This is a genomic window from Pandoraea pulmonicola, from assembly GCF_000815105.2.
Classification (GTDB): domain Bacteria; phylum Pseudomonadota; class Gammaproteobacteria; order Burkholderiales; family Burkholderiaceae; genus Pandoraea; species Pandoraea pulmonicola.
Window position 1 is genome coordinate 615,522 of the sequence record NZ_CP010310.2, and the last position, 13,771, is coordinate 629,292.

At 64.6% G+C, this 13,771-nt stretch carries 15 protein-coding genes; 10 read left to right on the plus strand and 5 right to left on the minus strand.

Going from position 1 to position 13,771, the window contains the following annotated elements:
• Position 1: 1 nt before the first annotated feature.
• From lptB to RO07_RS02775, 5 genes are read right to left on the minus strand one after another with little or no spacing between them, the layout of a single operon-like run.
• Positions 2–772, minus strand: a complete 771-nt coding sequence (gene lptB / locus RO07_RS02755; protein WP_039414031.1) for an LPS export ABC transporter ATP-binding protein — start codon at positions 770–772, stop codon at positions 2–4.
• A 25-nt stretch (positions 773–797) separates the two neighbouring features.
• On the minus strand, positions 798–1,505 hold the full coding sequence (gene lptA / locus RO07_RS02760) for a lipopolysaccharide transport periplasmic protein LptA (RefSeq protein WP_052266964.1): 708 nt from the start codon (positions 1,503–1,505) through the stop codon (positions 798–800).
• Positions 1,502–2,164 carry an LPS export ABC transporter periplasmic protein LptC gene (lptC, locus tag RO07_RS02765; RefSeq protein WP_039407861.1) on the minus strand — a complete coding sequence of 221 codons (663 nt, stop codon included), beginning with the start codon at positions 2,162–2,164 and terminating at the stop codon, positions 1,502–1,504. Before lptC ends, lptA begins: the two co-directional genes overlap by 4 nt.
• A 24-nt stretch (positions 2,165–2,188) precedes the next feature.
• Entirely contained in the window at positions 2,189–2,752 is a 564-nt protein-coding gene (locus RO07_RS02770) for a KdsC family phosphatase (protein WP_052266965.1), read from the minus strand.
• Positions 2,753–2,783: 31 nt separating this feature from the next.
• Positions 2,784–3,764, minus strand: coding sequence for a KpsF/GutQ family sugar-phosphate isomerase (locus RO07_RS02775; RefSeq protein ID WP_039407863.1), 981 nt, complete (start codon positions 3,762–3,764; stop codon positions 2,784–2,786).
• 207 nt (positions 3,765–3,971) lie between these two features.
• Between RO07_RS02775 and RO07_RS02780 the strand changes: the two genes are divergently transcribed.
• From RO07_RS02780 to RO07_RS02825, 10 genes are all read left to right on the plus strand, one after another.
• Positions 3,972–5,954 carry a monovalent cation:proton antiporter family protein gene (locus RO07_RS02780; RefSeq protein ID WP_039407865.1) on the plus strand — a complete coding sequence of 661 codons (1,983 nt, stop codon included), beginning with the start codon at positions 3,972–3,974 and terminating at the stop codon, positions 5,952–5,954.
• A gap of 47 nt (positions 5,955–6,001) precedes the next feature.
• A complete protein-coding gene (locus RO07_RS02785; protein WP_115088966.1) occupies positions 6,002–6,553 on the plus strand; it encodes an adenine phosphoribosyltransferase in 552 nt (183 codons plus the stop codon).
• A 60-nt stretch (positions 6,554–6,613) separates the two neighbouring features.
• Positions 6,614–7,228: a LysE family translocator gene (locus tag RO07_RS02790; protein ID WP_039407867.1), complete on the plus strand. Its 615-nt coding sequence runs from the start codon at positions 6,614–6,616 to the stop codon at positions 7,226–7,228.
• A gap of 102 nt (positions 7,229–7,330) precedes the next feature.
• On the plus strand, positions 7,331–8,086 hold the full coding sequence (locus RO07_RS02795; protein WP_039407868.1) for a DeoR/GlpR family DNA-binding transcription regulator: 756 nt from the start codon (positions 7,331–7,333) through the stop codon (positions 8,084–8,086).
• Between the two features lie 548 nt (positions 8,087–8,634).
• Complete coding sequence (gene phnC, locus RO07_RS02800) at positions 8,635–9,501, plus strand: phosphonate ABC transporter ATP-binding protein (RefSeq protein ID WP_039407870.1); 867 nt, start codon at positions 8,635–8,637, stop codon at positions 9,499–9,501.
• 16 nt (positions 9,502–9,517) lie between these two features.
• The gene (gene phnD / locus RO07_RS02805) at positions 9,518–10,486 is read left to right on the plus strand and encodes a phosphonate ABC transporter substrate-binding protein (protein ID WP_039407872.1); all 969 of its coding nucleotides are present in this window, start codon (positions 9,518–9,520) and stop codon (positions 10,484–10,486) included.
• A 151-nt stretch (positions 10,487–10,637) separates the two neighbouring features.
• A complete protein-coding gene (phnE, locus tag RO07_RS02810; RefSeq protein WP_039407874.1) occupies positions 10,638–11,462 on the plus strand; it encodes a phosphonate ABC transporter, permease protein PhnE in 825 nt (274 codons plus the stop codon).
• 274 nt (positions 11,463–11,736) lie between these two features.
• Positions 11,737–12,363 (plus strand): MarR family transcriptional regulator, encoded by a 627-nt coding sequence (locus RO07_RS02815; RefSeq protein ID WP_039407876.1) that lies wholly within the window; start codon positions 11,737–11,739, stop codon positions 12,361–12,363.
• Between the two features lie 2 nt (positions 12,364–12,365).
• On the plus strand, positions 12,366–13,073 hold the full coding sequence (locus tag RO07_RS02820) for a hypothetical protein (RefSeq protein ID WP_039407878.1): 708 nt from the start codon (positions 12,366–12,368) through the stop codon (positions 13,071–13,073).
• Positions 13,070–13,759, plus strand: coding sequence for a hypothetical protein (locus RO07_RS02825; RefSeq protein ID WP_039407880.1), 690 nt, complete (start codon positions 13,070–13,072; stop codon positions 13,757–13,759). The genes RO07_RS02820 and RO07_RS02825 overlap by 4 nt, the downstream gene beginning before the upstream one ends.
• Positions 13,760–13,771 lie beyond the last annotated feature (12 nt).

Genomic DNA, 13,771 nt, shown 5'->3' on the forward strand with positions numbered 1-13,771 from the left:
TTTACATCCGGAAATTTTCACCGAGATAGACACGGCGAACGCTTTCGTCGGCCACGATCTGGTCGGGCGTGCCTGCGGCGAGCACGGAGCCTTCGCTGATGATGTAGGCGTGATCGCAGATGCCGAGCGTCTCGCGCACGTTGTGGTCGGTAATCAGGACACCGATGCCACGGTCTTTCAGAAAGCGCACAATGCGCTGAATTTCCAGCACGGCGATCGGGTCCACGCCGGCGAACGGTTCATCGAGCAGGATGAAGCGCGGTTGCGTGGCCAGCGCGCGGGCGATTTCCACGCGACGGCGTTCGCCGCCCGAGAGCGACATGGCCGGATTCTCGCGCAGATGGCTCACCTGCAGTTCGTCGAGCAGCGCCTCGATGCGTCGCTCGATCTCCTCGCGCTTGAGCGGCTTGCCGTTGGCGTCGAGTTGCAGTTCGAGCACGGCGCGGATGTTGTCCTCGACCGTGAGTTTGCGGAAAACCGACGCTTCCTGCGGCAGATACGAGACCCCCATGCGGGCGCGCTCGTGAATCGGGAGTTCGCTGATGAGGCTGCCGTCGAGCTGGATTTCACCGTCGTCGGCGGGCACGAGACCCACGATCATGTAGAACGACGTCGTTTTGCCCGCGCCGTTCGGCCCGAGCAGACCGACGACTTCACCGCTCTTCACGTCGAGCGAGACGTCCTTGACGACGGTACGCGCGCCATATTGCTTCTTGAGCGAGCGCACGACGAGCGCGCTCGGCTTGCCCGACGGACCGGCGCCCGGATTGATGCCGCTGGAGGCGTTGTTGGCAGGATTACTCACGCGGATTCCCGATGCTTTTGGAGGGAGACAGCGGCGGCAGATCGCCTTTCGGCGCCGCGGCGGGCTTGCTTGCACCGCCCGGCTGCGCCTGGTTGGCTCCGGTGGCATTGCGCGGCGCGAGCGTGGCGCGCACCCGGCCGTTCGGATTGTTGGCGTTGACCTGATCGGTGCCGCTGTTGGCAGTGTAGACCTCGTTGTACGTGTCGTACGTGATCACGCTGCCGTGGATCTCGTCGAGCACGCGCGTGCCGCCGGCCAGACGCTTGAGCGTGGCCTGCGTGGTGAGCGTGGCGACTTCGGTCTTGCCGTTGTAATAGATCGTCTGGCCCCAGCCGTCGATGTACTCGTCCACGCCGTCGCGCTTCTGACGCATGTAGGCGAGCGGGCCGCCCGGCTTGTAGTACGCGGTGGCGTACTGATAGCCCTCCGGATCCTGACTCACTTCGACGCGATCGGCCTTGAGGAGGATCGTCCCCTTGGTCATCGTCACGTTGCCGGTGAAGATGTTGACCTGCTTGAGGTCGTCATAGCTCATGTGTTCCGACTCGACGTTGATCGGCTTGTCGCGGTCGGCGCGCTCGGCGTGTGCGAGCGGCGCGGTCAGCGCACCGAACACGGCGAGCGCGGCGAAAGCGGCGGCCGCCGCGCGCAGGGCACGCAGCGATAGGGATGCAGGTCGCAGGTTGCGGCGATCGATCATGGGGTCTTGGGGCCCTGTTTGGTCTGGGGAGCCGCGCCTGGCGCGGCGGCGGGCGGTGCCGGGCGTTTGTTGCTCAATTCCGCCGGCTGGATGGTGCCGTGGACATTGCCGAGCAATTGTACGGCCCGCGTGATGTTATTGAAAATCATGCCGTCGCCATACATGACGGAGGCGCCACGATAGAGCTGGACGGGCTTCTCCGTGCGCACGATGTCCTCGTTCACGAGCACCTGGAAGTGCTCGGACAGCGCGCGCATTTCCGGATCGCGGGGGCCCGGCTGACGCACCACGACAGCGTCGTCGTACAGGTCGACGACGGACATGTCGGCATTGAGCGTGCCGCGCTTGCCCGTGGCCGTCACCTCCGGCTGCTCGGGCGTGAACGCGCGCACGGCGGGCAGCGTCATGGCAGTGGTCTGATCGTCCTCGAAGTGCGTCATGTGCACGGCGTTGACGCGGTACTGCGTCTGTCCGCTCGCCGAGAGCATGGAGATCACCATGTCGTCGGCGTAGTAGTCGGGGATGTGCTGCTTCACGTACGGCGTACGGTCGGCGCCCGACGGCAGCGTGCGTTGCACGAGCCAGTACGTGCCGGCCGCGAGGCAGGCGAGCAGGGCGATCGCGATCAGGGAGGCGGGGGAGACGCGTTGAATGGCCATGAGCGGGTCGGCTACCTCGTGGCGTCAGGCAAGGGCTTCGGCGAGCAGGGCGTCGTAACGTCCCTGCGCACGCAGGACGAAGTCGCACAGTTCGCGCACGGCGCCTTCGCCGCCGCGTGCCGCGGCGATCCAGTGGGCGCGGGCCTTCACTTCGACGTGGGCGTTGGCCGGGCAGGCCGCGAAGCCGACGCGCGTGAGCACGGGCAGATCGGGCCAGTCGTCGCCGATGTGGCCGCACTCCTCGGCCGACGCCGAGACCTTGGCGCGGAGATCCTCGAACGCTTCGCGCTTGTCATGCACGCCCTGATACACGTGGGCGACGCGCAGATCGGCCGCGCGCTTGGCGACGATATCGGACTGACGCCCGGTAATGATCGCCGTGACGATGCCCACCTCGGCGAGCAGCTTCAGGCCGTGGCCGTCGAGCGAATCGAACGTCTTGATGAGTTCGCCGGCGGGGCCGTAACGCAGGCCGCCGTCGGTGAGCACGCCGTCGACGTCGAAAATCATCACGCGCAGACGTGCGGCGCGCGCCATCGCGTCGGCGACATCGAAGTGAGCGAATGGGGTGTTGCTGGGCTGACTCATCGGCAAGAAGCAGGGGGCAAGGGGCGGGGACTCACACGACCTTCGCGGCGAACAGGTCGTGGACGTTCAGCGCACCGACGAGACGGCCGTTCTCGGTGACGAGCAGTTGTGTGATGCCGAAGCGCTCCATCAACTCGGCGGCCTCTGCCGCGAGGTGGTCGGGGCCGATGGTGCGAGGGCCGACCTTCATCACCTCGGCCAGCGTGAGCGTGCTGAAATCGAGCGTGCGCTTGAACAGGCGGCGCAGGTCGCCGTCGGTGAAGATGCCCACGACCTGATCGTCGGCATCGACGATCGCCGTCATGCCGAGTCCCTTGGCGGTCATCTCGAGCAGGGCCTCGGAGAGGGTCGCATTCGAGCGCACGCGCGGAATCCGCTCGCCGGTGCGCATCACGTCGCGCACGAAAGTCAGCAGGCGGCGTCCGAGCGCACCGCCCGGGTGCGAGCGGGCGAAGTCCTCGGCGCCGAAGCCGCGGGCGTCGAGCAGGGCGACGGCCAGCGCATCGCCAAGCGCGAGGGCGGCCGTGGTGCTGGCCGTCGGCGCGAGGCCGAGCGGGCAGGCTTCCCTGTCGACGCGCGCGTCCAGGTGCACGTCGGACAGACGTCCGAGGCTCGACGCGGCGTTGCCGGTCATGGCGATGAGCTTCGCGCCGAGGCGCTTGATCATCGGCAGAATGCTGACGATTTCACCGGTTTCGCCGGAGTTGGACAGGGCGACGACGATGTCGTCGGCCGTGATCATGCCCAGATCGCCGTGGCTGGCTTCGGCGGGGTGAACGAAGAACGACGGCGTGCCGGTGCTGGCGAACGTGGCAGCCAGTTTGCGGCCGATGTGGCCCGATTTGCCCATCCCGGTGACGACGACGCGTCCGCGGCAGCCGAGCAGCAGCGAGACGGCTTCGAAGAAGCTATCGTCGAGGTGCGCGGAGACGCGTTCGATGGCGTCGGCTTCCGTGCGCAACACCTCCCGGGCGACCTCGAGTGCCCGGCCTGGATTGATTTTCGCTATCATGCGCGGAGTATATCAAAACAGCTGCGGCGCCGAGGTGCAGCCGCGCCAGGCCTGGCCCCGCGCGCATCGGACGCGGTCCCCGCAGGTTCGGATAGCGCCCGGTTTCCCAACGGAGGCCGTCGCTCGGACGCAAACTGGCACGGCACTTGCGTGACATCCGGTCATGACAGGTTTCGCGCTTCTCTTTCTGGAAAACCACCTTAGCTGATGGCATCGCCGCTCGAACTCACTCTCGTCCTGCTGTTTGCCGCCTGCCTCGGGGTGGTGCTGTTCCGCATGCTGCACCTGCCGCCGATGCTCGGCTACCTGAGCGTCGGCATCGTGATCGGCCCGCACGCGCTGGGTCTGGCCGCCGACTCGCAACGCGTGCAGTACCTGGCGGAATTCGGCGTCGTGTTCCTGATGTTCTCGATCGGCATCGAGTTCTCGCTACCCAAATTGAAGAGCATGCGACGCATCGTGCTCGGGCTGGGCGTGTCCCAGGTGCTGGGAACCCTGCTCGTCGCGGTCGGGCTGGGGGCGTTCGCCAACCTGTTCTGGGCGTTCTCGTGGCAGGCGTCGGTGGCGCTCGGCGGCGCGCTCGCGATGTCCTCCACCGCGATCGTCACCAAGATGCTCGCCGAGCGGCTCGAACTGGAGACCGAGCACGGCCGCAACATCATGGGCGTGCTGTTGTTCCAGGATCTCGCGGTGGTGCCGCTGCTCATCGTGATCTCCGCGTTGGGTGGCAACTCGAAGGCGCTCGTGCTGGCGCTGTCGCTGGCGGCGCTCAAGATCACCGGCGCGCTCGCGCTCCTGCTCTGGCTCGGGCAGAAGCTCGTCGGACGATGGTTCCACGTGGTCGCGGCACGGCGCTCGCAAGAGCTCTTCATGCTCAACCTGCTGCTGCTCACGCTGGGGCTCGCCTACATCACCGAACACCTCGGCCTGTCGATGGCGCTCGGCGCGTTCATCGCCGGCATGCTGATCGCCGAGACCCCGTACCGGCACCAGGTGGAAGACGACATCAAGCCGTTTCGCGACGTGCTGCTCGGCCTCTTCTTCATCACCACGGGCATGCTGCTCGACCCGGCCATCGTGATGAAGCAGCCGCTGCTCGTGCTGCTCTTCTTCGTCGGCCCGCTGCTGGTCAAGTTCACGCTCATCGCCGGTCTGGCGCGCGTGTTCGGCAGTCCGCCGGGCACGGCCATCCGTACCGGGTTGGGCCTCGCGCAGGCCGGCGAATTCGGTTTCGTGCTGCTCAATCTGGTCATCGACCGGCATCTGCTGGACCCGTCGCTGTCGCAGGCGGTGCTCGCGGGCATGCTGCTGTCGATGCTGTGCGCGCCGTTCCTGATCATCAATGCCGATCGCATCGCGCTGCGCTTCGTCGCGAACGAATGGATGATGCAGTCGTTGCAGATGACCAGGATCGCCACGCAGAGCATCAAGACTTCCGGCCACGTCATCATCTGCGGCTACGGCCGATGCGGTCAGAACCTCGCGCGCATGCTCGAGCAGGAGGGCATCGGTTACGTGGCGCTCGACCTCGACCCCGACCGTGTGATGGAGGCGGCCCGCTCCGGCGAGACTGTCGTGTTCGGCGACGCGGCCCGGCGCGAGGCGTTGGTCGCGGCGGGCATCCATCGTGCGGCGGGCATCGTGGTGACGTACGACAGCACGCCGGCGGCGCTCAAGGTACTGGCGCAGGTGCAGGCGCTGGAGCCGACGCTGCCGGTGGTCGTGCGTACCGTCGACGACGCGCATATCGACGACCTGATTGCCGCCGGCGCGACCGAAGTGGTGCCCGAGATCGTCGAGGGCAGCCTGATGCTCGCTTCGCACGCGCTGGTGCTCATGGGCGTGCCGATGCGCCGGGTGCTGCGCCGCGTGGCACAGGCGCGCAACGAGCGCTACAGCCTGTTGCGTGGCTATTTCCATGGCGCCGACGACGAAGACGAGGACGGCGAGCGCGAGCAGGTGCGTCTGCAGTCGGTGCCGCTCACACTGAATTCGGATGCCGTCGGCCGTACGCTGGGCGAACTGCGGCTCGACAAGCTCGGCGTGACGGTCACGGCGATCCGGCGCCACGGCATTCGCGGCGTGGAGCCCGTGGCCGAGACGCGGCTCATGGCGGAGGACATCGTCGTGCTGCGCGGCCTGCCCGACAAGCTCGTGCTCGCGGAGCAGCGCTTGCTGGGCAGCGAGTAGGGGCATAATGTGGCGTGTTCCCCATCCGTACCGAAACAAGGATCCCCGTGCAGATCGACGAGTCCCCTGCCGCCTACATCAAGAGCCAGATTCGCACCGTGCCGGACTGGCCCGCACCGGGCGTGCAGTTCCGCGACATCACGCCGTTGCTCAAGAACCCGCGCACCCTGCGCGTGCTGATCGACGTGTTCGTGCATCGCTACATGGATCAGCGCCCGGACTACATCGCCGGTCTCGACGCGCGCGGCTTCATTCTCGGCTCGATCCTGGCCTACGAGCTGAACATCGGCTTCATCCCCATCCGCAAGAAGGGCAAGCTGCCCTATCAGACCGTTGCCGAGGAGTACGAACTCGAGTACGGCAGCGCGACGGTCGAAATCCACGCCGACGCCTGCGGCCCGGGCGATCGCGTATTGCTCATCGACGATCTGGTCGCCACCGGCGGCACGATGCTCGCGGGCAAGAAACTGCTCGAACGCCTTGGGGCGACGGTCATCGAAGGCGCGGCCATCGTCGATCTGCCGGAACTGGGCGGCTCGCGTCTGATCCGCGAGGCGGGCTTGCCGCTGTTCCTGCTGTGCTCGTTCGAGGGCCACTGACCCGACCGCACAACACCTCGCTTGCTGCCCAACTCTCCTACACCCGAACCGGACTCCCCGATGCCCAACCTTTGGCTGTTCCTGCTGACCTCAGTGGCGATCACGCTGGCGCCGGGGCCCGACAACATGCAGGTCATCGCGCGGGGCATGGCGCAGGGCCGTCGCGCAGGCCTTGCGGCGGCGGCCGGTTTCACCTTCGGCTGCCTTTTTCACACGACGATCGCGGCGATCGGCCTCGCGGCGGTGCTGCGCTCGTCGCCGTGGGCGTTCGAGGCGATCAAGCTGGCGGGCGCGGCCTATCTGATCTGGATCGGCATCAAGGCGTTGCGCGCACGCGGCGCCATGGCGTTGGCGAACGACGCCGCGCCGCAGTCGCTCGGCGCGGTGTTCCGTCAGAGCGTGTTCGCGAACATGCTCAACCCGAAGGTCACGCTGTTCTTTCTCGTCTTCCTGCCGCAGTTCGTGAGTGCCGACGCGGCGCATCCGGGCTGGCAGATGCTGCTGCTCGGCCTTGTGTTCATGGCGCAGACCATCGTCGTGTTCAGCGCGTACGGGTGGTTTGCCGGCGTGCTGGGAACATGGCTCAAGCGTCGTCCCGGGGCAGGGCGCTGGCTCGACCGGGTGGCCGGGGCGATCTTCATCGGCCTGGGGCTGCGCGTCGCGTTGCAAGGATGACGCACGCATTGCCGACCCGCGAGTCGTGAGTCGCAGGGTGGACGGCGGGAACAGCCCGCCGTCGATAAAATGATTTCGTAGTCCAACCGACACTGTCCGAACATGCTTGCCGAACAACGCCAACAATACGTGCTCGAACAACTCGCCAAGACCGGGGCGCTCGCCATCAGCGATCTGGTGCGCGAGCTCGGCGTCTCGCGAGAGACCGTGCGTCGAGATCTGAATACGCTAGCCGCGCGCGGGCTGCTGCTCATGACACACGGCGGGGCGCTCGCGGCCGATCGCAGCGAACCCGACTGGACGCTGCGCGAGAACGTCAACGCCGTGGGCAAGCGCGCCATCGGCGTGCGCGCGGCGGAGCTCGTGCCGGACGGCGCGTCGGTCATCATCGACTACGGCACCACGACCCGGGCCGTCGCTCAGGCGTTGCTCTCGAAACATCGGTTGCGCGTCTACACCAACGACTGGCAGATCGCACGTCTGCTGGGGCGCCACCACGACAACCGCGTGACGCTGCTCGGCGGCGAGTTGCAGGACAACGAGGACGCGGTGCAGGGCTGGGACGCCATCAACCAGATCTCCCAATACCATGCCGACTTCGCGTTCATCGGCGTGGGCGGCGTGACGGAAGACGGTGGCATTACCGATTTCAATCGCGCCGCGGCCGAACTGCGCGCGCGCATGCTGCTGTGTGCGAACGTGTCGGCCGTGGTGGCTGATCACACCAAGTTCGGCCGCGTGACGCCCGTGCGCATCCGTCACTTCGAAGCGGCGCGCTACCTGATCAGCGACGCGGCGCCGCACAAGACCATGCTTGCGCAGTTGCGCGCGCGAGGGCCGGAACTCCTCATCGCGTGATCGCGGGGCGCTACGCCCCGACATCCAGACAGCGGGAAGGCCCACCGTCCGGACGGGCCAGTACGCCCTCGCCTCGGCCCCCATCGCGCCACAGGACGCCACACGTCGCCACGCGGCGGCGCTTCATCCTCTTGCGTCTCGACATCTAGATGTCCTTCCGTCGCCGGTGTCCCGGGCGGCGCTGCGCCGTGCGCCTGTGCGTAGGCGTCCTGCCGGGGTTTCCAAAAGATGTAGACAAAATTGACGCGTCGCCCGAAACGGACTGCGTCCTCGTCCCGCTCGATGCGCGCGAACAACTGGCGGCGCTGCCCTCGTCGCATCACAAAAAAGTCAGCCAAATCATTGAGCTGATAAGGGTTTTCGTCCACCGGCAAAAAGCTCGTCAATTGTCACTGTCTTGTCATCGAGGCTTTTTAGACTGCGTTCACTTTTGGCACAAATTGCCACAAAACAGCTAGTCGAGCGATGCGTGCGCGACTGCCTCTGCCGGGGCGGACACTGCGAGAGATGCATCGATTGCGGCCGGCGATTCGACTGACAGGTGAACCGTGGACGAAGCGATTCGAATCGAGCGACTGACCAAGACTTTCGGCAGCGGGCGTCGCGCGCTGGACGAAGTGGCGCTCAAGGTCATGCCGGGCGAGATGGTGGCGCTCATCGGGGCGTCGGGCTCGGGCAAGTCGACGCTGATGCGTCACATCGCCGGCTTCGTGGCCGCCGATCAACAGCCGGGAAGTATCGAGATCCTGGGTCGTCCGATTCAGCGTGACGGCCGCATCGTGCGCGAAGTGCGCCAGATTCGCCGCGACATCGGCTTCGTCTTCCAGCAGTTCAACCTCGTGGGTCGTCTGCCGGTGATCACCAACGTGCTCACGGGCCTGCTCGCTCGCGTGCCGCTGTGGCGCAGCCTGATGTTCCGTTTCACGCCGGCCGAGCGCCAGGCTGCGATTGCCGCGCTTGGCGAAGTGGGCATTGCCGATCTGGCGTTCCAGCGCGCGAGCACGCTCTCGGGCGGCCAGCAGCAGCGCGCGGCGCTGGCGCGCACGCTGGTGCAGGGCGCGAAGATCATTCTTGCCGACGAGCCCATCGCCTCGCTCGACCCCGAGTCGGCGCGCAAGGTGATGGACATGCTCGCGCGCATGAACCGCGACCACAAGCTGACGGTCGTCGTCTCGCTGCACCAGGTCGACGTGGCCATGCGCTACTGCGTGCGCACGGTTGCGCTCCACCAGGGGCGCGTGGTGTACGACGGTCCTTCTTCTGCGCTCACGCCCGACTTGCTGCGGCGTTTATACGGCGTGCAGGCGAGCGAGTTGCTCAATGAAGCCTCCGATGCCTCGGCGAGCGTGGCGGGCGCGAAGCCGGCCGACGCCGAAGCCCCTTTCCTTACCTCGATGTCCCTAAGCCTGACCTGACCAGGAGCTTGCTCTCATGAAACTGTGGAAAACCCTGCTGGCCGGCGCGGCCATGTTCGCCTCGGCGGCGGTGGCGCACGCGCAGGAAATCAACTTCGGCATCATCTCGACCGACTCGAGCGCCGCGCTGCGCCAGCGCTGGCAGCCGCTGATCGACGACATGGAGAAGCAAACGGGTCTGAAGGTGACGCCGTTCTTCGCCACCGACTACGCCGGCGTGATCGAAGGCATGCGCTTCAACAAGGTGCAGCTCGCGTGGATGGGTAACAAGGGCGCGATGGAAGCCGTGGACCGCTCGCAAGGCGAAGTCTTCGCGAAGATCGTCTATGCCGACGGCACCGAAGGCTACTACTCGCTGCTGATCTCGAACAAGTCGAGCCCGTACAAAACGCTCGACGACGTGATCAAGAACGGCAAGAAGATCAACTTCGGTCTGGGCGATCCGACCTCGACGTCGGGCACCCTGGTGCCGGGCTACTACGTGTTCGCGAAGCACAACATCGACCCGCGCACGTACTTCAAGACTGCGCGCAGCTCGAACCACGGCGCGAACCTGATGGCCGTGCTCAACAACCAGGTCGACGTTGCCACGAACAACACCGAGGAGCTCAACAAGCTCGAAGCCACGCAGCCGGAGAAGGCCAAGCAGGTGCAGGTGATCTGGAAGTCGCCGCTGATCCCGTCGGATCCGTTGCTGTGGCGCAAGGATCTGCCGGAAGCCACGAAGAAGAAGATCCGCGATTTCTTCCTGTCGTATGGCAAGGACGCGCACGAGAAGGAAGTGCTGAAGAACATCTACAACTACGGTGGCTTCCGTGCGTCGACCGACGCCCAGCTGTTGCCGATCCGTCAGCTCGAACTGTTCAAGCAGAAGGTGCAGCTCGAGTCGGATACCACCATCGACGCCGACAAGAAGAAGTCGCAACTGGCCGACATCGACAGCAAGCTCGCCGCGCTCGATCAAGCGCTCGGCAAGACGAAGTAACCGTTTCACGACGCAAGACCGTGTCGGTGCCGAACGTGAAGACGTTCTGCATCGACCGGGCGCGGCGGGCGGGCAGCACGGCCCGCCGTCGCCATTGCGGTCCGATCTATCGCCGGCCGACGTGAGGCCGGTCCGACTTGTGGCAAACGACATGAACACCAGCGTACCTTCCACTGCAAGCGCCTCGCTCGGCGTGACTGGCCGCCTGCCGGGCGAGCCGCCCAAGCGTTCGTGGTTGTCTTTGATTGGCTGGGGGCTTTTCTTCCTGGTTCTGGTGTGGTCGTGGGGTGGCGCGGACATGCGTCCGCTCGATCTGATTCGCGATTCGGGCAACATGAGCCAGTTCGCGCACGATTTCTTCCCGCCGGACTTCCGTGACTGGCGCGTGTACGTGCACGAGATGATGGTGACGATCCACATCGCGGTGTGGGGCACGGTGCTCGCGGTGGCGTGTTCGATCCCGATGGGTTTGCTTTCGGCGTCGAACATGGTGCCGGCGTGGGTGTACCAACCGGTGCGCCGTGTGATGGACGCCTGCCGCGCGATCAACGAAATGGTGTTCGCGATGCTGTTCATCGTGGCCGTGGGTCTGGGCCCGTTCGCCGGCGTGCTCGCACTGTGGGTGCATACGACGGGCACGCTCTCGAAGCTCTTCGCTGAAGCGGTGGAGGCGATCGATCCGCGTCCGGTGGAGGGTGTGCGTGCCACGGGGGCGCGCGCCATCGACGAAATCCTGTACGGCGTGCTGCCGCAGGTCATGCCACTGTGGATCTCGTACACGCTTTACCGTTTCGAGTCGAACGTGCGTTCGGCGTCGGTCGTCGGCATGGTCGGCGCCGGCGGCATCGGCGTGGTGCTGTATGAAGTGATCCGCAGCTTCCAGTACGCCCAGACGGGCGCCGTGATGCTCATCATGATCGTCGTCGTCACCTGCATCGACGTATTCTCGGCGCGCGTGCGCAAGATGGTGATCTGACCGCGCGCATTTTGTGAACAGGAATCGTGCCGTCGACGCCAATGCGGCCAAACGCAAGTGAATTCCGATTCTTGGGTTTCCTTTTCCGCACATGAGACCTTCGGCAGAGAGGCCATTCGGAGTTCACCGAAGCGGCCTCTGCTCTAATTTCGTTCGTCCCCCTTGTCATTGAAGTCCTTTTCGTTGACAGTCACCGCAACTTGACATTTCCGCCCGATACAAAAAGAATGTGTCCATTGTCCATGGACAGTGGACGCCCGAAAACGGCGGCAGCATGAAAAGTCAAGACATATTCCTGCTTCTGAAGCTGGTCTCCCTATCGAAGTTTTCCGATGAGACGGGGCGGGGCTTACAGGTCGACGCTCCCATATCGGGAAACTGGCGCGACTGGGTTGATGGGGATGAATTCGACGCCGTCCCGGCGATTGAGCCCAGAGAACTCTACAGCGTGAGATATCTCGCACTGGTCACGGGGATCAGCAAGTCGGAGGTGAGCAATATTCTGGCCAGGTGCTACGTGTCGGGCCTCGCGAAGCAGTCCATGAGTGCGGGACATCCTATCGTCAATACGAGGGCCCTTTGCGAGTTCATCGTCTTTGGGATCCGATACGTCTTTCCGGTCACGATGGGCGAGATGACACGTGGAATCGCGACGGGATTGACGGCGCCCATCTTTGGCGGCGAACTCCGGCCCGCCGGGGACCATGTTCCTGTCTGGCCCGATCCAAAAGGCGGGACTTCCGGACTGTCGGTGACTCCGCTTTTCAAGACCGTGACGCAAGCAGTGCGAGCGGATCCGGATCTCTACGCGATGCTTGCGCTCGTCGACTCCATACGAACCGGACATCCGCGCGAGCGAAATCTCGCCGTATCGAAGATCGAGACGCGATTACGAGGATAACGATGGCCACCTACGAAGACCACTTGGGCATGATCAGCGCGGTGGCGCGTGCCATGGGGCACAAGCTGTGCGAGGAGGTTGCCTTTGTCGGTGGTTGCACTACGGCTTTGCTGCTGACGGATCATTTCACGCGGCAGCACGTTCGCCATACCGACGATGTCGATCTGATCGTGCACGTGATCAACCGGTCGGGCTGGCATGACATGGTTCGGCAATTGCGTGACGCCGGATTCCGTGAACGCATGGACGAGGACGGTCCGATCTGTGCGATGTACCTCGGCGATATGCGCGTCGACTTCATGCCCGATGATCAGGAGATTCTCGGTTTCTCGAACCGGTGGTACGGGGACGCATTGGCGGGTGCCTCGTGGCTTGATTTGCCGAACGGGCATCGCATCAAGCTCGTGGCTCCAGCGCACTTTGTTGCGACGAAGCTCGAGGCCTATCTCTCCCGCGGCAATAACGACCCGCTGATGAGCCGAGACATCGAGGACATCCTGACGTTGTTCGATGGCAGAGCGGAATTGAGTGGCGAGTTGCTCGCGGCGGAGCCGGAGTTAAGGCGCTATGTATCGATGCATCTCGCCAAGCTCAAAGAACACCGGGATTTCGAGTATGCGGTCGAAGCGGCTGCCAACGAGGACCGGTCCCGGGAGCGCGAAATCCACGAGCGGATAATGCTCGCAATTTCTTTCGGCGAACTCTCATGATGACCGCGCTTCGGCCAGGATGGTTCTGGTACAGCCGCCGCGGAACAATGACAAGCCAGAACCGCGACGCATGCGGAGTATTCAGCGCGCAAGACTATACGCTGGCAGTCGTCATGGATGCGACGCGTCACGGAAGCCGCGCCATGGAATTCAACCACGCATGGCTTGCCGGTATCGGCGATTCGCTGTCCGGCGCCGCACCGACTGCAGAAGAGATTGTTTCCGCGATGAAACGTGCGCACCGACAACTGGACATCAGACGATTCCTGCACGAGCGCGCCTGCTATGCGGCGCTGTCGATGAATCATGCAACCCGCCGCATCGACATGCTGACGTGGGGAGACTGCCGCATCGGACGGCGATGTCTCGCCAACGAGATTGAATGGTTAACGCGACCCCACACGCTCGCGCATAGCGGTCTGTTCGACGGCAGCGAGAACGTAGTTATCGCGCGCCACGTCGCCACAAGATTTCTGCGAGCGAAGAGAAGGTTCGAAGCTCCAAATGCTATTTCGATCAGCGATTCGACCGATGCCGAGTGGATCCTTGCGACAGACGGACATTGGACCGCCGATGGCACGTGCGCTGCCGGTAGCGAAGACGATTGCAGCTATCTTTCACTCACCACTGGCAGCGACGTCCGAGTCGACACAGATTGCGAAAACTATATCTGCAGAGACTACTGAGTAGTCAAACGC

Bases quoted from the DNA above. Each gene is read 5' to 3' on its own strand.
- lptA (WP_052266964.1), bottom strand. From the start codon at position 1,505: ATGATCGATCGCCGCAACCTGCGACCTGCATCCCTATCGCTGCGTGCC.
- lptC (WP_039407861.1), bottom strand. From the start codon at position 2,164: ATGGCCATTCAACGCGTCTCCCCCGCCTCCCTGATCGCGATCGCCCTG.
- RO07_RS02770 (WP_052266965.1), bottom strand. From the start codon at position 2,752: ATGAGTCAGCCCAGCAACACCCCATTCGCTCACTTCGATGTCGCCGAC.
- RO07_RS02775 (WP_039407863.1), bottom strand. From the start codon at position 3,764: ATGATAGCGAAAATCAATCCAGGCCGGGCACTCGAGGTCGCCCGGGAG.
- RO07_RS02780 (WP_039407865.1), top strand. From the start codon at position 3,972: ATGGCATCGCCGCTCGAACTCACTCTCGTCCTGCTGTTTGCCGCCTGC.
- RO07_RS02790 (WP_039407867.1), top strand. From the start codon at position 6,614: ATGCCCAACCTTTGGCTGTTCCTGCTGACCTCAGTGGCGATCACGCTG.
- RO07_RS02795 (WP_039407868.1), top strand. From the start codon at position 7,331: ATGCTTGCCGAACAACGCCAACAATACGTGCTCGAACAACTCGCCAAG.
- phnD (WP_039407872.1), top strand. From the start codon at position 9,518: ATGAAACTGTGGAAAACCCTGCTGGCCGGCGCGGCCATGTTCGCCTCG.
- phnE (WP_039407874.1), top strand. From the start codon at position 10,638: ATGAACACCAGCGTACCTTCCACTGCAAGCGCCTCGCTCGGCGTGACT.
- RO07_RS02815 (WP_039407876.1), top strand. From the start codon at position 11,737: ATGAAAAGTCAAGACATATTCCTGCTTCTGAAGCTGGTCTCCCTATCG.
- RO07_RS02820 (WP_039407878.1), top strand. From the start codon at position 12,366: ATGGCCACCTACGAAGACCACTTGGGCATGATCAGCGCGGTGGCGCGT.
- RO07_RS02825 (WP_039407880.1), top strand. From the start codon at position 13,070: ATGATGACCGCGCTTCGGCCAGGATGGTTCTGGTACAGCCGCCGCGGA.